This window comes from Slackia heliotrinireducens DSM 20476, assembly GCF_000023885.1.
In the GTDB taxonomy this organism is placed as follows: Bacteria; Actinomycetota; Coriobacteriia; order Coriobacteriales; family Eggerthellaceae; genus Slackia; species Slackia heliotrinireducens.
Window position 1 is genome coordinate 412,079 of record NC_013165.1, and the last position, 20,249, is coordinate 432,327.

Sequence of the window (20,249 nt, forward strand, 5' to 3'; positions counted from 1 at the left end):
AACACCAGGCCGCCTCGACGAGCAGCCTCCGCAGGTGCCTGTTGCCGGACTTCGTTATCCCGCCCTGGCGCCTGGCGTCGGCGCTGGACGCCTCCGAGGGGACGAGACCCAGCCACGACGCGAAAGCCGACGCGCTGCGGAATGATAAAGTCAATATAGTTTTCGACGATCACGCTACCGCTTCGCCGACATCCGCGCGACCGAACAACCGTCGGTCGCGCTACCGTACTTTCGCCGTTTCCGATCAGTCCTCCCTCCTCTTGTCGGCGGGCAGGTCCTTGAGCCTGTACGACCTCCCCGTTATCTTTATCAGCGTGCAGTGGTGGCAGACCCTGTCCGCTATGGCGCTCGCGGCCACGTCGTCGCCGAACACGTTCGCCCAGCCGCCGATGCCGACGTTGGTGGTGATGATGGTCGAGCGCTGCTCGTAGCGCGTCGACACCAGCTGGAACATGAGGTCCGCGCCGTGCTCGTCGATGTCGAGGTAGCCCAGCTCGTCGATGATCAGCAGCTTGGAGTGCGCGTAGTACTTCAGCCTGTTCTTGAGTATCCCGCGCGAGGACGCGTCCTTCAGGTCCTCGACGAGCTTCGCGCAGTCGACGAAGCGCACCTCGCGGCCGGCCCTCACCGCCTCGATGCCGATGGCTATCGCGAGGTGGGTCTTGCCAACGCCCGGGCTGCCCACGAACAGGGCGTTCTCCGCCCGGTCGACGAACCTGAGCGTCGCGAGCTCCTCCACCTTGGCCCTGGGCACGCTCGGCTGGAACGACCAGTCGAAGTCCGAGAGCGTCTTGACGTAGGGAAAGCCCGACGAGCGCACCCGCTGGCGCATCACCCTCTCGCGCCTGGCGGCCACCTCGGACTCCGTCATCTCGGCCAGGGCCTGCGCGAAGTCGCGCTCCCCGTCGCCCACCATGCGCACGTAGTCGGGCATGGCCGCGCACATCCGGTCGAGCCTGAGCTCGGAGAGGTTGGACTGCGCCCGCAGGTAGGGGCTCGACTCGTCCAGCGCCGCCACGTCACTCGCCCCCCAGCCGGTCGAGGAGCTCGAGGTTCGCGCGGGCCGCCTCGCGTATGTCGGAATCGCCGAACCAGGCCTTGCCCGACATCGCCTCGACGTAGTGGTCCTCGGCGTAGACGATGGGGCCGGCGGCGGCCGAGGCGTCGTGCACCGCCACCTCCTCGCCGTCGAGCGTCACGCGCACCTGGCCGGACGGCATGGCGAGGACGCTGACCTTCTTGCCGATGCAGGCGCGCGGGACCGACCATTGGCGCCCCGCGGCGCGCACGAGCATGGTCGCCGGGACGGTCTGGACGCTCACGTCCCCGACCATCTCCTGCAGCAGGCGCAGGTTTCCGACGGGGCGCAGGTGCTCCTTCTCCCTCATGAACAGCACCGCCGGCGGCAGCCCCGTCGTGTCGTTGGGCTCGGCGTTGCTGCGCGCCTCGATGCGGGCGATGGCGTCGATCAGACCCCGCTCGCCCTCGAAGTCGCGGTCGTAGGCGAGCAGCCTGTTCACAAACCTGTTCGAGCTCTCGTCCTTGCCCTTGGTCTGGGGCGTCGACGCGCGGCAGAGCTTCAGCTCGAAGCTGGCCTCGCGCGCGAACCGCCACGCGCGCTCGGACTTGACGCGCCTGCCGCCCGCGAACGTGACGAGCGCGCCCATGTTGTCGGTTATGGCCTCGTCGGGTATCCCGCCGAAGCGCACGAACGTGGCCAGCAGGCATGCGAGCAGGTCGTCCTCCGTGCGCGTCCTCGAGTAGATGAAGCGGTGGGCCCGCGAGTAGGCCAGCACGGCGCTGAAGACGTTGAACTCGAAGACCTCGCCGTTGACGTCGACCATCCGCAGGCCCTCCTTCCAGTCGAACTGCAGCTGGCGCCCCGGCGGCGTCTCGAAGCGCGGGTGCGCGTCCGGCTCGGCCTCCGAGGCGCACTCGATGCCGTGCTTGCGGCAGTACTTGGTGAACGACCCGTACTTGGGCAGCCCCGCCTCGGGATGGCGGTCGAGCAGGAACTCGTGGATCGCCTTCTTGGTGACGCCCGGCAGGGCCGCCTTGCGCTCTATCACGTCCCTGAACTCGTCGAACGCGCTCGCCTTGTCGCGCCTGCGGTCCTCGACCTCCTCTCCCTGGTTCCAGTACTTCGCCACGGTCTGCCTGTGCAGCCCGTATTTCTCTCCTATCCGGGTGAAGTTGGGCTTGATGCCGAGCTGCCTGTACATGTTCAGCTCCCCCATGATGTTCCTTTCCAATCGCGCTCCCTCCGACGTTTGACAGTTCGGAGTCAAGCATATTGCCGGTAGCCCGATTGGCGAAAGAACGGTAGCGTCGCCGCCGAAACTCCAGTAGCGCGATCGACGCGGCGCGGTAGCCTAACTGTCGATTTTCATGGTAGCGGTATCACGGAACCTCGAGAAGCCGTCGACCTCGCACGCGAAGGCGAAGGCCGTCACGACCTCGACGCCCTTGAACAGCCTGAGCGCGTCGACCTCGGGCTTCCACCGCGGCCCGGACGCGTGTGCCGCGACCTTCGCCGCCAGCGCGCGCTTCTCGTCGATGGCCCGCCTGCAGCGGTCGACGTAGTAGTCGAGGGCCTCCTGCGCGGCCGGCTCCGCCAGCCTTATCGACTCGATCCAGGCCCAGTGCGCCTTCGTCCACGCCTTCTTCCGCTGCCCCCTCTCGTTGACCTCGTCGTAGACGTAGCCGTAGCGCAGGAGCATCTTCGAGAGGCGCTGCTTGCACGCGGCGACGTCCTCGCGCGCGTCCTCCAGGGCGCGGGAGATGTCGCGGCAGGCCTCGCACTCGGGGTCGGGGACGTGCACCTCCGTCACGGTGCCGAGGGCGAGCTGCCTCGCGAGGAAGGCGGCGTCGCGCCTGTCGGTCTTCTTGCGCCTGTCGGCCGCCGGCTTGTCCATCTTGGACACGGCGCCGATCACGCAGTCGACGCCGAGCGCCTCGAGCTCCCGCTGCAGGTGGAACCCGGTCACGCCGGACTCGTAGACCGCCTTGGGGGCCTCGAAGGAGGCGATCCATGCGGCCACCTCCGAGGGGGCGTACGCGAAAGAGCGCCGCGCGACCTCCCCTGTGAACGGGTTGAAGGCGCACGCCTTGATCGATCTGGCGTGCACGTCTAGTCCGATGGAGGTAACATGTGCCATGGTGGGCCCCTTCCATGTCTGTGGCAACCTGGCCGGTCGCCGGTTTCTACGACGAGACCATTATCGGCCCCGACCCACGAACGCCAAAGACGACATGCAGAAGGGGCTCACCTAATGCTCTGCTCATATCGTCTTGAGAAGAAGCTTTTCCGGGGAATGGTGTGTAAATCATGCGGTTTGCCTAAAGCCTATTAGCAGCGTAAACACATAGAGCACGAGGCTCTCATTGGAACACCATGTCGTGCGGTACAACGAGAACAGTCTTACAAATTATCATTGATCGTGTCGTAAATGTTGGTGCAAGAGGGTGAGCGACCCAAGGCCCGCTTGAGCAACGAACGGCCACTGCCTAGAATCTGAGATGACTGCAAATCGGATTCTAGCAAAAGGCAGCGGCTGCAATGGACAGCATAGCAGACGCGGTGCTCGAGGCAGCGGCGACGACACCTCGGTTCGAGGACGGGTTCGCGAACGTGCGGAAGCTGCCCCTGCAACTCGCTGAGGGCATCGCTAACGTGGCCATGGGTGCAAGGGCTGGCCAGCTTTGCGAGACGACGGCCAGCAGGCGCAACGGCTACCGCGAGCACAGGATCGCAATCTGCGTCGGCACGCTGGCGCATCGCGTCCCGAAGCTGCGCACGGGGGAACTTTTTCCCGGACGACGTGCTCGAGCGATACCAGTGGGTCGACCGCGCGGCCGTGGCGGAATTGTGCGTGACCGGCACAAGCACGCGCAAGGTGCATAAGGTGGAGCGGGTCACGAGCATCGAGTGGATCTCGAAGGATTGGGCGAGCGCGGTTTGTGAGCACCTGGACTCCGAGGCGGGGAAACTCGCGGGGTGTACCCTCGCCGGTCGACGCATGCCGTACCTGTGGGTGGGCACGACCTATGCGAGGGGCAGGTGCGAACAGAGCGTGGCCTCCAAAGTCGCTGTGACTGCCATCGGCTGCAACGAGGACGGCTGGTGTCACGTGCCTGGGGTCGTCGTAGGGGTCGAGAGCCACGGATAGTAGCTATTCTTCATGCGCAAGGTCAAGCCTCGCGTCGTCCGGGCAGCGGCTCTCAAGCACGCCGATTGTAGGGCGGCTATTGCGGTGTTTTTGCTATATAATTCCACGCACCGCTGCCACATCGTTCCACGATGAGCTGACGCATCCAAGCGCGCAGAGTTATCCTCGGAGCCGTCGGAGCCCGCCACGGGCCGCGAGAGCTCGCCTGCGCGCTTGCGCGCCGTCGCCTCGTCCTCGGAATACCAGCGCATCCGGTACTCGTAGACGCCCATGAGACCCGCCGCGACCTCGGCCATGTCCTGCGCCTTCTCGGCGCTCGTGTCTGTCACGATCGAGTCGTCGTACTGGACGGTGACGACGCCCTCGTCAGGCAGCGGCTCGCCGAAGCCGCGAGCGCACCACAGCAACGCGTGGCTGATTGTCGCGAGCGATCGCGTGAGGGCGTTCTCGTGCTTGCGGATGTTGCGCATGAGCGCCGAGTTGTCGCTTGAGACCTCGGTTGCTGTTTTCACATATCCGGACGAGTCGAAATCGTAGTACGTCAACCCGAAGCCGCAGAGATCGCCGAGCATCTGGAGGGCGATGCGGAAGGTCTCGGCCTGCGAGCTTGTGCGCAACGCCGGCGCGAACTCCTGCACCACGTCCTCGGTCGACATGACCTTGCGGAAGATCGTGCAATCGCCCTTGCCGAACGGGATGGGAGTGTTCTTGCCGTTGTTCTTGTCATGGTCGAACATCACGTCGCTGAGAAAGATTCTCATCTTGCCCGCGCTGACCTCGTTGACCAAGGCGTCGAAAGCCAGGTCGACGCTCTGCACCGCGTCTATGGCATCCGCAAAGACGCTTTGGCCATACGGTGACGCCTCCACGCGCGTGTTCGGGATTGCAGGCTTGATTATGGCGAAGGTGGGGAAGGGGCTTCCCGTATCATAGTCGGAGATGACGCCCTCGGGCTCCATCAGGTTGCCGTCCTCGTCGAAAGAGGCCGTGATGACGTGGTAGCTCTTGCCCTCGTCCAGGCGCATGCTCGTTCCGATGTCGTTTACGATGATTTCGCCCTCGCCGTTTTCCATGGTGAAGGGTTCGGAAGGTTCGGAATGCGAAGGTGCCGCATGCTCGCCGATGACGTGCATCTGTAGCTGGTCCACGGGCTTGCCCTTGTAGTAGGCCCTCGTGACGAAAGCGCACTCGGTCACGCCCTCCGCATCCCATGTGAGGGGAACCACCATGCGCGCGTCAAAATGCCGGATCTTGATTTTCCGCCTTCCGATGTCGAAGAAGAGCGCGAAAGCCCCGGTTCCCAGGCCGAATGCCCGCGCGATGTTAGCCTGCGCCTGTCCCATGAAGCCCGTGTTGGAGAAAAATCCGTCCAGCCAATCCGTGCAAGCCTGGTCCTCGCAAACCACCCGTGTCTGCTCGTTGAGAAGGAGAGATCCCCACTCCCTGCACACCCGCATCGCAGGCTTGATGGAACGTCGATGCACCTGATAGACCCGCCCGAAACTGTCTACGTCGTGATAGTTGTAGAAATCCCCGGTGGCGCTCATCCACTCATCCCATTCGAGAATGTGAGGCTCCATGTCCTCCAGGGGAAGCCGATACCCAAGCTCCTTCAGATACTCCCGCACATGCGAGGGCACCCACCCGTCATATTCGATACCGTTCATGTTCAAGCGTCTACCTCCGATATCCGAGTTTGTTTGATTACCGAAGTATCCAGCTAGGTCACAAGGACGGATTGAGCGCAGTATATAGAGTTAACGTGCGTCTTATGCGATAATCGATAATACAGCGGTAATTCCGCTGCGTTGTTCGTGAAGGGGAAAGTGAATATTCATGCCTAATTACCATGGCTATATCGACGACTTTGGCGGTATCCATATTTCCGGTGGATATGAAGGCGGTGATATCGAAACCAATCCCTATATCATTCTTTTGCATGAAGGGGCAAGTGATAGAGAAATTCAGCTTACGTACGAACGTGACCTCAAACAAGCCGAACAAGCAAATGAGACTACCATAAAAAGCAATAGCATTAATGGCGCCACTGACGAGCTCTCGCTGCTACAAGCTAAAAGAAAATCCCTACAGTCAACCAACGTAGGCGTGACCGCGCTTGCGCGAGCTGCGGAAAGTGGCGTCGGCCATGAACAAATGGCGGAGCACCCTTTCCACTTTGGGCCATTTCTCCTCGGCCCGCTTGACCCTGAACAGGTACGCGTACCAGTTCAGATATGACTGCAGGTTCTTGACGTCCATGCCGACGTAGCCGTGCAGGTAGCGCCTGATCCAGGAGCACAGGTTGTTCACCATCGCCATCTTCTCGAGGTACTCCGGGTCCTTCGTGTCGGCCTTGTAGGGCCGGTCGACGCCCTTCACGGCCTTCACCAGCGACTTGTGGGACTTCTCCATGTCGTGGAAGATCTCGGAGCCCTCGGCGATGCTGGCCTGCAGCGCGTCCTTGATGCGCCTGGCCGAGGGCTTGCCGTGGCCGCAGCGCACGGCGACCACGTTCTTGTGGACGTCGATCGCGACCGCTATGCAGACCTTGTCCTTGCTCAGGCCCCTCTTCGGCCTCCAGCCCGGGCCTCCCTTCAGGTCGGAGTCCGTGACGTACATCTCGTCTATCCAGACCTTGTCCCGCAGGACGATGCGGTCCTGGTAGCCGTCTATCGTGCTCATGACCCGGTGGCGCCACTCCCAGGCCGTCTGGTGCGACATCCCGCAGAGCTCCGCCGCAGCGTCGAGCTGCACGTTGTAGCACATGAGGCGGATGAAGAGGACCCATGCGGACAGGGGCTTCTTCGAGGATTCGAATATCGTGCCGGCCAACGACGTGTACTTGCGACCGCAGTCGCGGCATTCCCAGAACCTGCGGCCGGCACCCGTGCGGCCTCGGCCGACGGTCTCGCCGGAACCGCATCTCGGGCACGGGGGCCGGGGCCTCCACTCGTCGGCAGCCTCGTCGTAATCTCCGACGCCGACGGACTCGCGGCACCTTCTCGTCTCGACGGCCTCTTGCAAGAGCGCGAAATCGCCCTCATCGAGGGCGTTGACCCGCTTCGCGAACGGGTTCGTACGGGTGGACATGGCGGTATCCCATCCGCCCAGGCGCCCATCCGATCGGGATCGTCGCCAAACAATGGACCGGATGGGCACCTGGGCTGATCATTGTTTGGCTCCGCCATTATAGCCTTTTGCACAGCACGGCGGCCGACTGCTCGGGAGTGCCTAGCATGCCTACGTTGGTTGACTGTAGGAAAAGAAAAAACGCTTCAGCCATTACTTCCGCGCAAAACAAAATCAACCGAATAAAAGATGAATACCAGGAATACATGAAAGAGAAAGCTAAGTACGTTCCGCGTTCGGTTGAACAAAAATACGACTACAGCACGTTTCGTTTGTGGGGTGGCTTAATTGGCGCCGCTATTCTTTTGTGCTTGGGTTTTTGGGGATATGACTGGAGCGGCCCGTCTAACTTCTTTACGGGCATTGCCGGCATCATCTTCCTTCCCATTATGGGTGCTGTGCCAGGAATAATAATTGGGGCAATCGTGTGCGCGGTTTTGAAGGCAAGTGCGAAAGAAAAGTATGATGCTAAGCGCAATGCATAGGTACTCATTTAAGCTTTGAATGAGAAGCGTATCTTCGTGTGCGTCATTTTACCCGCGCAAGACATCATCCATAACTGCGTATCTGACCGCATCGATGCTGTGGTCGTTTCCATCCGGGATCTCGTCTACCCACGTCCCATCGGACTCGCGCAGGTATTCCTTCAACGTGAATTCCTCGTAGGTCTCAGGGGGCGGAGTTTTTATCTGGCAGACGGGGTCCATACTTTACTGCTGCTTAGTAGGCGGCGTTCCGTCGGGCGTTGCTAGAACCACCGGTGTGCACCGGTGGTTATCGGCGAATTATGGATGGCATATCTACATGCTGTGAGAATCAAGCTTCGATTGCGAGATGGTATTCGCGCCGACGTTTTCCGTGTCTATGTCGACAATTATCAGTGAGCAATTATCGCTGGATTCAAGTTGGTATAGCCTTTCTAGGATACAAGAGCAACCATCCCCTGGATGGCGTGAACTCATTGCCAGCTGCTTCAGGCGTTCGTTTCCCAAGGTGCCCCATACGCCATCTGAACAGAGCAAATACCGTAGTTTCCCAGCTCGAAGAACTTGGGTATAGAAGTGGGCGTTAGGGTTTTCGGTTGGCCCGATGGCCTGCGTAATCCCGGGGGAATTATCGTCGATACGGTCATCAATGGTCATTTGACCCATGGAATTGCCCCAGATGCAGTAGATTCGACAATCGCCAACATTGATAAAGCTGACTTCGTTGTCACGGAAAGTCAACATGGCAAAAGCAGCACCCATTCGGGGGGTGCCCCGCGCCTCTCCAGAGTGTGCAATCTTCCTCGACAGGCCCTTAAGCATCTCAGTTGCCTCGCCGTCGCTTGGGGGTATGTGGTGCGTCGAAAGGAATGTAGCGCAAAGTGCCGCTGCGTTTTTTCCTCCCTTATAACCGCCCATTCCGTCGATGACAGCAAAGGATACTGCCTCTTGGCTGGTTTTTCCGTTCCATTCGGCATGGGATTCGCTGCCCAAACAAATCGAGCCTGGGAGAATAATCGCATCTTGATTTTCTTCTCTGGCTGGGCCGACGTCTGTAAAGCCGGCGGCCTCGATGCGAATTTCTGTATGGTCGCTCATGATGGCTCACTCCGCCCGCAAAACAACGACCGCTCGATTGCCAAGATGTATCTCAAGAGGAAGCCTTCCAGTGAACATTTCATTTGGCATCAAGGGCTCTCCGTCGTCACCAATCCATGTGCCGTTGGTTGACCCAAGGTCGATTACCGTCACGCATGTTCCTTGGGGGTCGAACCGTAGAGTGCAATGCCTTCTCGATACACCGTCGCAATGACTCAATGAATTTGCTACCTTCTCGTTATGCGATTCTCGTCCTATCACGGTTTCCTCGGATGTTGGAAGAAGGATGCTTGAGCCGTCTGGCATTAACGCTAAGACCCTGTCGCCAATAAGGATGGTTTGACCGCACTGGTCGCATTCTTCGCCAGCGATACCTGTATAACCGCAATTTGGGCAAGTTGCGAAATTACGATTATCAGTTTTATCGTGCCCCGCTTCATTTGTGCGCTCTTGCTCCGACGGCGTATCCAGAGGTTTTGAAACTGGAATCGCCGTTAGCAAGACTGGGCAGTAATCTGTTCCTGCTTTATGCCGTTTGCCACACAACGGGCAGGTCATCATTTCTTCCAAGATACCTCACCAAACACTATTCCTCTACTTTGCAGCTCTTCTTCTAACGCCTCCATCCCATGGGGGAATGGCAGGCCCACCATGGTGACGTCGCCATCATTGATGTTAACTTGAATACTGTTCACGACGTTCGTCGTCGAAGCATTCGTAAGCAACTCGTATCCTCGATCTGAACAAATGGCGTATTGCTGGTTTTCCGAAGCAATTAATGGCCTTTGTGAAGGGAGGTCGGATATGTATGGACCACATATTGCCAAATCGATAGACGAAATGAGTGTTGCGTGATTCGCTAATAGATCTTCCCGTGGGATTCCGGAGAACATAACAACCCTCATGCCGGGCAGCTTTTCGGTAACTAACGACAGGACCTGCTCAAGGGAGCTCGCTTGCTCGGTTGGTTCTCCGCCCGTTACAACAATGCCGTCGAGATTTTCTTCGCGTATGGTTTTAATTATCAAATCGGAAAGCCACTGCTCATCTGCGGACGTCCCTCCTTGCTTATCCCAGGTGTCTTTCGAAATACAACCTGGGCATGCGATACTGCATCCCTGCACCCATAAACCGAGATATCGGCCAGGCCCTAAAGATGTAATGGGAAATGCTATACGGGATATCTGAATGCTCATAGCTCCTCTATTAAGACGTCGGGACGGCCAAGTCTGTCTTCGTTGAATGCGGTAATGATTAGAGAGGATCCAGCTGGATAATTAAACAGTATTCGCCCTAAAGGATTGGTTAACCGGGTTTCTAATTCTGTCGTTATGCCTCTGCCTCCATTCCGAAGAACACTGCGCGTAGTGACCGAAGCAACTAGCTCCTCGAAGGCCTCTTTAGAAATGTTCACTTCAATTCCGACACGAATGCGAATATTGGAAAGAATAGTCTCGATGAATCTAACCGCAAGATTGACAGCTTCGTCTCCATGTATTGGGTTAAAGATAACGATATTGTCCCCTAACCGGCCGAGCAGCTCTGGTCTATTCAGCGTTTCTGTAAAATGCGACTTTACTGCATCCATTATTGCCCGCTCGTAACGCGAGGTTTGTTCGGGGTCGGACATATCCAAGTCGAGGAGATTGCCCGCTGCGGCAACTCCTTGATTGGATGTAAATATTATCAATGTATCTGTGAAATCGACAGTTCTGCCGCCGCCATCGGTCAGTCGACCATCTGAGAGAATTTGCAGGAACAAATCGTACACTTGGCTTCCTGCCTTGTCCATCTCGTCAAAGAGGATGATCGAATGGGGTCTTTGCATAACGGCATTGGTCAGCTCTCCTCCTGCGCCGAAACCAACATAACTAGGAGGTGCGCCAATTAATCGAATCTTTGCGTGGTCATCCTGGAACTCAGACATGTCAAAACGTATCAGTGCACGCTCATCGGCAAAGACGAGTTCGGTAATCGCTTTTGCCATTTCTGTTTTTCCGACACCGGTTGGGCCAGCGAAGTAGAGTACACCGCGAGGTGCAGAAGATGCTTTCTTCTGATGTGCTCCGGTAAGCCCCAAAGCGGATCTTTTCAATATGTCAAGCACGCGGGATACGGCCTGATCTTGGCCGTACACACGTTGCCTGAGAGTTGCTTCGCCATTCATAAGCTGCTCGCGAAGCCGGTTGTTCTGCCATGGGTTCTCAGAAAGCCCTTGGCGGTACATACGCACTGCGTTCTCTATCTCGGATGATAAAGAACTGGATTCGCCAGCTAATTGGATTGACTCAAACATGCCTCGACTCGAAAGACCTTCTGTCGCATCCGCAAATCGCCTCGCTACGCTGTCCTTTTCACCCTCGTCGATACGGTCTTCTAGGAGCAATTGCGCCATACGGTATCGCATGTCGTAGCTGGGATTCGATATTGGGATTCGCCTGATGCCGTCTCCGTGGGTTAGCCACGTCGGAAGGTCATCGAGTTTGTCTACAAGCCAGATGATCGGATGTCGCTGGGATCTCGACCCGGAGTCTCCGGATAGCCTGAGTAGCTTATTATCTAAAAGGACGTGGGCGTTTGCAATTTGAAGGCACGTGAGCATGAGTTCATGAAGAATGTTGTTCGAGGCCTGATCAATGTCGGATGTCTGAGAAGCATAATCAACGAGCAGGCTCATCGGGATGGAGTCGCTCGTGGCAACGGCTCTTGCGACGAGTTCCAATCCTGGCCAACCCATACCTTGTGTGTTCTGCGGGAATCTTGACTCAAGTCTGTTCTTGGGAGGGCGCACAAGATTGCGAAGAACGTTCGACGGAACCGTTTCTTCCAGCTTTTTCGTAACCTGGTCATCCTTTAGATCTTCTGTCATACGAGCAATGGATAAGCCGTTGAGCGTGTCGAAAGTGAGTAAGCATTTGAAGCCGGAGGCTTGGAGAATTTGCCAAATGGCGTTGACTGTTGTGTCGGGGCGTAACTCCTCGGATATCTGGATCGGATGAATGTCGTGCACAGCTCCGTATAGCACCGTTACCGCCGAGATGGGCAGGGAAGCATAAAGTGTTCTAATCCAGAGAGGGGTGTTTTTGTTGTCTGCATCAAGCCATGACGCTTCTTCTTCGAATCCTGCATTCAAAGAAATGGAAGTTGGGCTATCGATCATGGTGGGGCTCTCGTTCAGTATCTGCTCGTCTGATCTGCGTTGACAGCTGCCGTTCATCACATCATCCTTTCACGAGTGTGCCCGGCCTTTTGTGCTCGTGTGTTGTTTTGACCAACCCGTCTTTTGGAGAGGAGCGAGGTCGGGCATTCGCCAGGCATCCTCTCTGACACAAGGTCCATTTCTATACCATGGTTTTCCAATTTGTCAGCTAGAGAATGCACCATTGGGCATGTGTCTTGCTCTGCTCGGGTGTCTTGGTCGGGGTTGCTTTCGGAATAGGAGACGACGCGCGTAAGAATCTGCGCTGATTTCGGATTGTTCTGAATGCGAATGCCATATCCTGGCACTGAGGAATGCAATGCGACACCGACCTTTCCGAAGTCGGTTGTCGAAAACTCTTCTCCAATGGTGAACCCCAATGCCTCCAGAGCTTCTCGCAACGCAGCTTGGACATATTTTTCGTCCTCTGCCTTACTGTATTCGGCGAGCGCTTCGGACACCGCAGACTTGAGTTCGTTGTAAGAACTTCTTGATGAAACGTTTTCGGACATCAATCTAGCCTGGTCAGCGAGTTCTGATTCTACGTGTTCAATTTGCAGAATCTCTTTTGCGGCTAATTCCGCCCAGCCCTCCGCTTCGAGGATCGAATGGAGCCAGTTTTTTAGTGAAAACAGCTCCCCTTCGGCAGCGGATTGGTCGGAAAGGTTGGCTATACATTCGAGTCTTTCTCTAGCGATCTGGCGGTTGCTGCTGTCGCGCACCTGCGATATGGCATCGGTAACTGGCGGCAGAAGTTCAGCGAGAACGGGGTCCTTGTCTTTGGATGCCTGCCTTATTGGAAAAACCTGGAAAGAGAAATGCTGTGTAGTCTGACCGTATGATTTCGCGGCGGAACTTGCCACGCTTTTGGCCTCTGCATTCTTTGCGTCTTGTGATGCTAAGAGTATTGCCTGCATGAGAACCGATTCATCGTTCAATGAGCCCATGGCATTCTTAGCAGCAGCAATGTAGTCGTTTTCGGTTAGCTCAGCTGCTAGGTATTTGCTGCTTCGAATTATTTCACTTAGCTCAGTCTTCAATCCGCAGATGCGGAGTCTCCTATTCTCATCATCGATACACGATTTGATTTCGGATTCCGTTTGGATCAGTAGTCGCTCATCTTCTGCCGAATAGATAGTTTGCCTTTCGATGGGCCTGGGTAGCTCGTGGGAAATGCCGAGCTGAATTGCGACTTCGAAAAGTTCCTTGATTCTCGACATAAGTTTTGTGCAGCGAATCAAACGCGCAGCATTTTCGCGTCGTTGCAGCTCGATTTGGTTTATAACCTTATAGTTGTATGCTTTTGGGCCACTCATATTGCCTCCACATGAGATGATGTTTCTCCCTTTTGATTCACTATCTAGGACTTGATGCTCTGGTTTCCGCATTTCATGCATACGCCCGCTCATCAATACCCGTGTGGTTTGCGGCATGCAATCTCTTTTTAGTAGCATATGGGCTCAAATCCGAGGATGCATTTTCATTGTTTTGATCTGCCAAACCTAATGCATGCCGCGTCTCCATCGAGTTTTATGCGTCTGCAATCGGAGAGCTTTGGGGTTGACGTGATCAACCTCGCAAAACGTTCGTCAGCATCTTCGCTGCTTGTATTTGTCGGCCTCGTTGGTTTTGTCGAAATATGGAACCCATACTATGGGCCGAACATTTTCTTTTCCCGTAAGTGCCGTGCCTGTTCTGTCTAGGGTTTCCCCGCTGATCTTCAAAGCAAGCATTCCAGTATAGGGATCTCCTTCATAACTCTCTATAGCTTCGCTTTGAAGCTTCGAAAGCATTTCATCGAATTCTTTCAGTTCAGGGTTTTCATTTGGTGAATGGGTCGAAGTGTTGTCCCCGGTCGACGAAGGTTGCAGTCCATATCTTTCTGGATTGGCTCGAAGCTCTTCCCAACTTCCAAGTATACGCGGAATACTGGGGTCTTCGATGGGTTGACGGTGCGCCCGCATAGCCTCTATCAGAAGTTGGAGTTCCCTTTTGCGTCTCTCATCATCCCGTTCCTGAAAGCTAGAACGGGATTTGCGCATATTCTCGATTCTATTGGCGATTTCCAAGTAGGGCCTTAGCTTTAAACCAATGTGATTTCGAATGTACTCTTGCTTGTATTGTCTGAATTCTAGGGTTTCCGCGTGCGGTACTAGCTCTGCAGACCAGCAAGCTTTCGAAGTGTGGAAAGAGGTTTCTGAAACTATCTTCCTGTCAGGTATGGAAACATTGACCCCGAACTCACGACCAGTGATAGTGAGGGCTTCTTGCTCGAATTCGTTGAAGTCATTTTTGAAAAAGGACTCGTTGAGCCAGCGAAAGAGGCTACATTCATCCCAGGCCTTTGCTTTTCCAGATTCGTCAAACGCCCTCTTTCCCACAATTGGGCCGAGGAGCAACGCTCTTCCGTGGTCTACCTTCAATACGTTCCATTTGAGTTGCCTTGAGTTGAAATGCCCAAAGTAAACCGATTTCTTTTCGCGAATTGCTTTTGAAATCTCAAAATACTGGCCATAGCCGTCTTCGGTGACGCCACTGAAAGTCGAACAGTAGGAAAAGAGCGCCTCTAGGTTGATTTCTAACTCGTTACGTTCTTCAAGCAGTTGCTCCTTCTTTTTCGCCAGTTCGTGAACGGTGGAGGAGATGACCCGCTTCTGTTCATGGAGGGTTGCTGCTTGCGCTTCTAGCTTTTTTCTAGTCTCGTATAGTTTGTGAAGCTCGTTCCATTCTCTGGAATCGGGCCCCTTTATTCGGCTCTTTGCCAGTTCGGCTTCGGATTGCAGTTTTGCTATCGTCTTTTCAAGTTTGCTGGCCTTAGACACCGCATCTTGCAGCTCCGCTGCCCTGTTTTTGCAGTAGCGGTCTTGTTCTTCCAAGCGTGTGCGGAGCGATGCAATTTCTGCTTCGAGAAGATTAGTCGCCTCTTTGAGTTTTTTAACATCGCTAGCTAAACGGTGGTATTCCGCTTGGCAGTTCTCCGATTGATTGCAGTACATGTTTAGGTTGTCGAGTGCGATGCGATAAGCGGCGCTTGCCGCATCGTATTCCTGCTGGGCCTTCGCAACAGCCTCTTTTGCTGCATGCAGATCTCTCTTGAACCCGATTGGCTTGATAGTTTTAGATTCCATGAGGGTTAAAGGCCTCAGCGATTCCTGTGCTGCATTCAATGCTGCTGTCTTAGTTTGGAGGGTTCCAAAAGCTGTATTTCGTTTTGCTTCGGCATCAGCCACACTGTACAAGCTTGTTGTCCACATCTCATCAGTTGCCAAACGTTGAGACCTTATGGAACGCAATGATGCTCTGATTGATTCAAGAGAGGATTCTTTGTCTTTGAGTAGTACTTTGGTTTCTGAGCGTCTTCTGCGGGCGGCTCGATCTTCGGAGTCTTTGAGCTGGACTAACTCCTTGGCTTTCGCATGTCGCGATTCACAAGTGGCGATTTGCTTGCTCAAATCAGTGGTTGCATTCATGCACAGGACATCTAGTGCATATTCGGCATCTTGTATCTCTCCATCAATTGTATTGATGCTGCTCTGGGTGTCGGAGATCTTGATGTCGACTTCGGACTCTTCGCGAATGCTCTGTTCTAATTCTCTTTCAATTTTTCGAATAGCAATTGTTGTTTGCTTTTACCCTACAGTCAACCAACGTAGGCGTGACCGCGCTTGCGCGAGCTGCGGAAAGTGGCGTCGGCCATGAACAAATGGCGGAGCACCCTTTCCACTTTGGGCCATTTCTCCTCGGCCCGCTTGACCCTGAACAGGTACGCGTACCAGTTCAGATATGACTGCAGGTTCTTGACGTCCATGCCGACGTAGCCGTGCAGGTAGCGCCTGATCCAGGAGCACAGGTTGTTCACCATCGCCATCTTCTCGAGGTACTCCGGGTCCTTCGTGTCGGCCTTGTAGGGCCGGTCGACGCCCTTCACGGCCTTCACCAGCGACTTGTGGGACTTCTCCATGTCGTGGAAGATCTCGGAGCCCTCGGCGATGCTGGCCTGCAGCGCGTCCTTGATGCGCCTGGCCGAGGGCTTGCCGTGGCCGCAGCGCACGGCGACCACGTTCTTGTGGACGTCGATCGCGACCGCTATGCAGACCTTGTCCTTGCTCAGGCCCCTCTTCGGCCTCCAGCCCGGGCCTCCCTTCAGGTCGGAGTCCGTGACGTACATCTCGTCTATCCAGACCTTGTCCCGCAGGACGATGCGGTCCTGGTAGCCGTCTATCGTGCTCATGACCCGGTGGCGCCACTCCCAGGCCGTCTGGTGCGACATCCCGCAGAGCTCCGCCGCAGCGTCGAGCTGCACGTTGTAGCACATGAGGCGGATGAAGAGGACCCATGCGGACAGGGGCTTCTTCGAGGATTCGAATATCGTGCCGGCCAACGACGTGTACTTGCGACCGCAGTCGCGGCATTCCCAGAACCTGCGGCCGGCACCCGTGCGGCCTCGGCCGACGGTCTCGCCGGAACCGCATCTCGGGCACGGGGGCCGGGGCCTCCACTCGTCGGCAGCCTCGTCGTAATCTCCGACGCCGACGGACTCGCGGCACCTTCTCGTCTCGACGGCCTCTTGCAAGAGCGCGAAATCGCCCTCATCGAGGGCGTTGACCCGCTTCGCGAACGGGTTCGTACGGGTGGACATGGCGGTATCCCATCCGCCCAGGCGCCCATCCGATCGGGATCGTCGCCAAACAATGGACCGGATGGGCACCTGGGCTGATCATTGTTTGGCTCCGCCATTATAGCCTTTTGCACAGCACGGCGGCCGACTGCTCGGGAGTGCCTAGCATGCCTACGTTGGTTGACTGTAGGAATTTGCTTTTTTGGTCCAGTAAGCCTGTTCTTGAGGACGGCTGCTTTTTTTGACGTTTCTGCCAACTCGGATGAATTCTTGTAACCTTTTAGCCCATTAAACAGTTTGTATGCTTTGCTGAAGTTATAAAGCCTTACGTTCTCCATTGCCTCTGTGAACGTTTTGTTTGTTCCTGCTAGCAGTTGCCTTGCATGATGGCACATGCTGTCGGCATCCATGAAAGAGGGGATATCCTTAAGCTTTTCGATAGCGGCTTCGTATCGTTTTGCGGCAATATCCGCTTTTGCTTGTTCATATATTTTTGCAGATTCCTCCGCGACGGCTTCGCGAACCAACATGAGATAGGCATTGAATACAATAGCGGATCCAATATCGTCTTTTTTGGCGTCCGTCAGCAGTTTGACGATTGGCGCTACGGTTTCCGTTTCCATATCGTAATTGGCGGAACAAAGCTCTTCCGAAAGCTTGTTGACGGATTCAATTGTTTCTGATTCTCCTGTTTGGCCATAGCACAATGCACATTCGACAAGGATGGGGTTGGCGGTCGCCTTGGCGGCTTCGCCGACCTCTTTATTGTCATTAGGCAAAAGAGATATTGCATCATCAATTTGCAGCCTCCATCTTGCAAGGTCGTAGTCCGCCTTTGCAAGCTCGTTGGAGCCGGTAACCTCGCACAAAGAACCGAAGACTCGTGTTTCCACAACTGCGTTTATCCATTCGATGGATGCGGCATCGCCGTTTTTGGCTTTGTTGATGGCATCGGCTATAGGCTCATTTTCAAGGTTAATTCCCCGAAAAACCGGGGTCGTGGATGGGTCGAGTAAGGCCTGCAACTGAACCAACTTGTATTCAGGGAGGTCGGCTCCAGGAATGATCCTAAGGATATCCTGAGCAGTCATAGCGTATTCGTCCGATTGCCCGATCGCCTCAATAAAGCGCATAAGTTTTTCGTCTGGTCGTCCGGCGAGCATGTCGGCGAATGCGCTCCAGTTATTGCGAATCATTCGAGCAAGGTCGGAAAAACTGACAGCAAGCTCTGGGCTAAACGAAGCTCTGTAGCCAATTCTAGATTTCGGGATTGTTGGGTGAGCCTGATGGAACCCGGGGTTCGATTCTGGGACCCTTGGGTTTTCTCCAGCCAGCCATCTTTCGATTTCTTCGGCGCCCCATCTTTCGTTTTTATCCCAGCATAGTAAGCCAGAAATCAGTGAACGAATACGTGCGTTTTTAACTAGGTCGGCTGAATAATATCCCGATAGACAACGAGCTCGCGCTTCATCATCGGAAACCGGATTGCCGTTTGTATCCGAGAACAAGCACCTTCCTGTCGAATACTCGTATAGTATAGCGCCCATGGAGAACCAGTCAGATTTCGCGCTCGATTGTTTTGATTGGACTTCAGGCGCGGCATAGTGCCAGGTTCCTTTAACTGTTGTTGTTAGGTGGGTAATGCCCTGATGTGCCTTGGCAAGGCCAAAATCAGCCAGAACTAGAATAATAGGATTTGCGCTTTTGACAAGTATGTTGGATGGCTTGAGGTCTCGATGGGCAATTCCGGATCCGAGCCCATGCAGGTATTTTAGGTCTTCTGCAAGCTCCTTGGTGACCATCTCGATTTGACCATCATTCAGTACCCCTCCTTGCGAGGCAACCCAAGACTCTAAAGAGCCAAGCTGGTAGTATTCTTGTATTTCCCAACAGCCTTCATCCGAATCGTGGTAATCGATGAGCTTTGCAACATACTGAGGGTTCGCGCTCTTGAGCAGTAGCATCGCCATAGGGTCTGGAGAAAGACCCGGTCGGTAAAACTTAAAGAAAACCTCTTCGCCAGAACGCCTGTCTCTAAGCAGAATTGCGTCGGACTCTGCTCCTGAGGGCAGGTCACGAACGTACTCATATCGTTCGGCAATGCTGCCTGGCAATGAAATCCTGCTCGTATGAGGTTTGTAGTCATTTGCGCAAGGGCTCTCAACCACCGTTTTAGAGGCGTTCGGGTTCGCACCCTCAAATATCGTTTCATTAGCCATAATGGCATTCTCCCAACATTGATCGTATTTGCTAATGGCTATTTGGAGTCTGTCCCTGAGCCAATGCCTTAAGCTGCTCGTAAGCACAATCGTCATTATGGATGAAGGCGACTTCCTCGATGCTATTCGGGGGGCGTGTAAGGATTGGATTGTGGACATAAATCAATCCAGCAAGCCTTTCACAGCTCTTCAAGGCGTCGAGGACCTTCTGGTTTCCAAAGCAAGAAAGAAATGAGGTGGTGGGCGTTACGTCCTCAACAAGAAACCAGACTTCCATAGTCTTAGATAAATCTGCTTCAACGACGTCAGGATCGAGTCCAGAAGCTATGTGCTGGCGAGCGGCTTCTGAATACAAGGATATTTTCGGAAGCTTTTTCTTTAAAGTATGCAATAAGCTTTGAGCGAGATTGTGCGTCCGATACTCTATGCCTTCGCTTTCGAGGAGCAACTCGAGATCCTTAATGCGTTCTTGCTTGACTAATTCGGCATGGTTAGAGAGGAACGCTCTGCATTCGTCTCCTTTTTCGTATCCCGAACGGGGATTTGAAGCGTTGATCTGGAAGTGGTCGATGCACAGAACAAACTTGTCATTGATAAGAATACAATCGGGAAAGTTGCAGATGCTCCTGTCTTCTTTTGCCAGGTAGAGGTTGTTTCCAGAAAACCTTTCTCCAAAATGGCAATGACCGAAAGTGAGAGGCGGTGCCTTCTTGTCCTTGATCGATGACAGGACCAACTCAAGTAGTGCGCCGAATAATCTGTACTCTTCTCCATTGGCGTTTGGATTCAGTTGCATGTCGCGGTTAAACGTGTCGGCGACTTTGTTGTTCGAAATGTAATCCATTAATGATCTAGCTTTCCCGTGGGCGCGCAGTAAAAAGAAGCCATTAAATCGATGACAAATTGGTTGTTTGCCGTGTATTATCCCATAGCAACATAACGTTTACCTTGTAAATGACGCGTGCGGTCGAGATCGTAGAAGTGTGTTAGGGCAGACTATATTAGCTGCCAAGAGACAGACTAAAACCGCCGAAATCGAGTCAACTTAAAGCAGCCATTGCGACCCCGTTGATGCTGCTCTGGTGTGCGCAAATACGCCAGCGAAAGAGAGGGGACCGCGAATGACGACGGACCTATTAGTCTTCAGGAGATTGTAGACAAGACCATAGAGGATGCGGCCCGCGAAGCGGTCGATCCCTTTGACATCGGGAGCATGAATCTGGTCGAGTTCTCGCGGTGAATGGGGCTTTCCCAGCCGAGGGCCAGGACGCCCAAGGCGAAGGGCTTCATCGCTGGGCCGTTTGGACAAATGACCCAATCTCGCAATCGTCG

The 20,249-nt window shown here is 55.0% G+C and carries 16 protein-coding genes and 2 pseudogenes; 2 read left to right on the forward strand and 16 right to left on the reverse strand.

The window, feature by feature from the left end; genetic code table 11:
• Positions 1-4: 4 nt before the first annotated feature.
• The 4 genes and pseudogenes from SHEL_RS14685 to SHEL_RS01685 form a co-directional block, all read right to left on the reverse strand.
• Positions 5-142: pseudogene (locus SHEL_RS14685) on the reverse strand (transposase); the annotation flags it as partial.
• Positions 143-244: 102 nt separating this feature from the next.
• A complete protein-coding gene (gene istB / locus SHEL_RS01675) occupies positions 245-1,018 on the reverse strand; it encodes an IS21-like element helper ATPase IstB (protein ID WP_012797515.1) in 774 nt (257 codons plus the stop codon).
• A gap of 1 nt (position 1,019) precedes the next feature.
• On the reverse strand, positions 1,020-2,237 hold the full coding sequence (gene istA, locus SHEL_RS01680; RefSeq protein ID WP_012797516.1) for an IS21 family transposase: 1,218 nt from the start codon (positions 2,235-2,237) through the stop codon (positions 1,020-1,022).
• Between the two features lie 135 nt (positions 2,238-2,372).
• Positions 2,373-3,158 (reverse strand): IS110 family transposase, encoded by a 786-nt coding sequence (locus SHEL_RS01685; protein ID WP_012797517.1) that lies wholly within the window; start codon positions 3,156-3,158, stop codon positions 2,373-2,375.
• Between the two features lie 663 nt (positions 3,159-3,821).
• Here SHEL_RS01685 and SHEL_RS14690 point away from each other — a divergent pair.
• A complete protein-coding gene (locus SHEL_RS14690) occupies positions 3,822-4,169 on the forward strand; it encodes a transposase (protein ID WP_126513717.1) in 348 nt (115 codons plus the stop codon).
• Here the strand turns inward: SHEL_RS14690 and SHEL_RS01695 are convergent.
• Together SHEL_RS01695 and SHEL_RS01700 are read right to left on the reverse strand one after the other, a co-directional pair.
• Positions 4,127-5,836 (reverse strand): hypothetical protein, encoded by a 1,710-nt coding sequence (locus tag SHEL_RS01695; RefSeq protein ID WP_012797519.1) that lies wholly within the window; start codon positions 5,834-5,836, stop codon positions 4,127-4,129. The genes SHEL_RS14690 and SHEL_RS01695 overlap by 43 nt on opposite strands.
• Positions 5,837-6,260: 424 nt before the next feature.
• Positions 6,261-7,259, reverse strand: coding sequence for an IS1595 family transposase (locus SHEL_RS01700; RefSeq protein ID WP_012797493.1), 999 nt, complete (start codon positions 7,257-7,259; stop codon positions 6,261-6,263).
• Positions 7,260-7,405: 146 nt separating this feature from the next.
• On the opposite strand from SHEL_RS01700, the gene SHEL_RS01705 reads away from it, so the two are divergent.
• The gene (locus SHEL_RS01705; RefSeq protein ID WP_012797520.1) at positions 7,406-7,783 is read left to right on the forward strand and encodes a hypothetical protein; all 378 of its coding nucleotides are present in this window, start codon (positions 7,406-7,408) and stop codon (positions 7,781-7,783) included.
• A gap of 48 nt (positions 7,784-7,831) precedes the next feature.
• Here the strand turns inward: SHEL_RS01705 and SHEL_RS15035 are convergent, their stop codons facing one another.
• The 10 genes and pseudogenes from SHEL_RS15035 to SHEL_RS15195 form a co-directional block, all read right to left on the reverse strand.
• Positions 7,832-8,005 (reverse strand): hypothetical protein, encoded by a 174-nt coding sequence (locus SHEL_RS15035; RefSeq protein WP_197720370.1) that lies wholly within the window; start codon positions 8,003-8,005, stop codon positions 7,832-7,834.
• Positions 8,006-8,098: 93 nt separating this feature from the next.
• Positions 8,099-8,881 (reverse strand): PP2C family protein-serine/threonine phosphatase, encoded by a 783-nt coding sequence (locus tag SHEL_RS01710; protein WP_012797521.1) that lies wholly within the window; start codon positions 8,879-8,881, stop codon positions 8,099-8,101.
• Between the two features lie 6 nt (positions 8,882-8,887).
• Entirely contained in the window at positions 8,888-9,442 is a 555-nt protein-coding gene (locus SHEL_RS15810; RefSeq protein ID WP_083762177.1) for an FHA domain-containing protein, read from the reverse strand.
• Positions 9,439-10,077, reverse strand: coding sequence for a 4Fe-4S cluster-binding domain-containing protein (locus tag SHEL_RS14135; protein WP_012797523.1), 639 nt, complete (start codon positions 10,075-10,077; stop codon positions 9,439-9,441). The genes SHEL_RS15810 and SHEL_RS14135 overlap by 4 nt, the downstream gene beginning before the upstream one ends.
• Positions 10,074-12,041 (reverse strand): AAA family ATPase, encoded by a 1,968-nt coding sequence (locus tag SHEL_RS14140; RefSeq protein ID WP_169304486.1) that lies wholly within the window; start codon positions 12,039-12,041, stop codon positions 10,074-10,076. The genes SHEL_RS14135 and SHEL_RS14140 overlap by 4 nt, the downstream gene beginning before the upstream one ends.
• Before the next feature lie 56 nt (positions 12,042-12,097).
• On the reverse strand, positions 12,098-13,513 hold the full coding sequence (locus tag SHEL_RS01730) for a hypothetical protein (protein WP_012797525.1): 1,416 nt from the start codon (positions 13,511-13,513) through the stop codon (positions 12,098-12,100).
• Between the two features lie 156 nt (positions 13,514-13,669).
• Entirely contained in the window at positions 13,670-15,550 is a 1,881-nt protein-coding gene (locus tag SHEL_RS01735; protein ID WP_126513719.1) for an AAA family ATPase, read from the reverse strand.
• 170 nt (positions 15,551-15,720) lie between these two features.
• A complete protein-coding gene (locus SHEL_RS15540) occupies positions 15,721-16,719 on the reverse strand; it encodes an IS1595 family transposase (protein WP_012797493.1) in 999 nt (332 codons plus the stop codon).
• A 1,334-nt stretch (positions 16,720-18,053) separates the two neighbouring features.
• A pseudogene (locus tag SHEL_RS15815) lies at positions 18,054-19,013 on the reverse strand (protein kinase domain-containing protein); the annotation flags it as partial.
• The gene (locus SHEL_RS15195) at positions 18,949-19,761 is read right to left on the reverse strand and encodes a hypothetical protein (RefSeq protein ID WP_012797528.1); all 813 of its coding nucleotides are present in this window, start codon (positions 19,759-19,761) and stop codon (positions 18,949-18,951) included. The gene SHEL_RS15195 and the pseudogene SHEL_RS15815, both read right to left, overlap by 65 nt.
• Positions 19,762-20,249 lie beyond the last annotated feature (488 nt).

What these genes read in the sequence shown, in the direction of transcription:
- istA (WP_012797516.1), bottom strand. Translation starts at nt 2,237, where the DNA reads ATGGGGGAGCTGAACATGTACAGGCAGCTCGGCATCAAGCCCAACTTC.
- SHEL_RS15035 (WP_197720370.1), bottom strand. Translation starts at nt 8,005, where the DNA reads ATGGACCCCGTCTGCCAGATAAAAACTCCGCCCCCTGAGACCTACGAG.
- SHEL_RS01710 (WP_012797521.1), bottom strand. Translation starts at nt 8,881, where the DNA reads ATGAGCGACCATACAGAAATTCGCATCGAGGCCGCCGGCTTTACAGAC.
- SHEL_RS15195 (WP_012797528.1), bottom strand. Translation starts at nt 19,761, where the DNA reads ATGGATTACATTTCGAACAACAAAGTCGCCGACACGTTTAACCGCGAC.
- SHEL_RS01700 (WP_012797493.1), bottom strand. Translation starts at nt 7,259, where the DNA reads ATGTCCACCCGTACGAACCCGTTCGCGAAGCGGGTCAACGCCCTCGAT.
- SHEL_RS01705 (WP_012797520.1), top strand. Translation starts at nt 7,406, where the DNA reads ATGCCTACGTTGGTTGACTGTAGGAAAAGAAAAAACGCTTCAGCCATT.
- SHEL_RS01735 (WP_126513719.1), bottom strand. Translation starts at nt 15,550, where the DNA reads ATGAATGCAACCACTGATTTGAGCAAGCAAATCGCCACTTGTGAATCG.
- SHEL_RS01730 (WP_012797525.1), bottom strand. Translation starts at nt 13,513, where the DNA reads ATGCCGCAAACCACACGGGTATTGATGAGCGGGCGTATGCATGAAATG.
- SHEL_RS15810 (WP_083762177.1), bottom strand. Translation starts at nt 9,442, where the DNA reads ATGATGACCTGCCCGTTGTGTGGCAAACGGCATAAAGCAGGAACAGAT.
- SHEL_RS01695 (WP_012797519.1), bottom strand. Translation starts at nt 5,836, where the DNA reads ATGAACGGTATCGAATATGACGGGTGGGTGCCCTCGCATGTGCGGGAG.
- SHEL_RS01685 (WP_012797517.1), bottom strand. Translation starts at nt 3,158, where the DNA reads ATGGCACATGTTACCTCCATCGGACTAGACGTGCACGCCAGATCGATC.
- SHEL_RS15540 (WP_012797493.1), bottom strand. Translation starts at nt 16,719, where the DNA reads ATGTCCACCCGTACGAACCCGTTCGCGAAGCGGGTCAACGCCCTCGAT.
- SHEL_RS14135 (WP_012797523.1), bottom strand. Translation starts at nt 10,077, where the DNA reads ATGAGCATTCAGATATCCCGTATAGCATTTCCCATTACATCTTTAGGG.
- SHEL_RS14140 (WP_169304486.1), bottom strand. Translation starts at nt 12,041, where the DNA reads ATGATCGATAGCCCAACTTCCATTTCTTTGAATGCAGGATTCGAAGAA.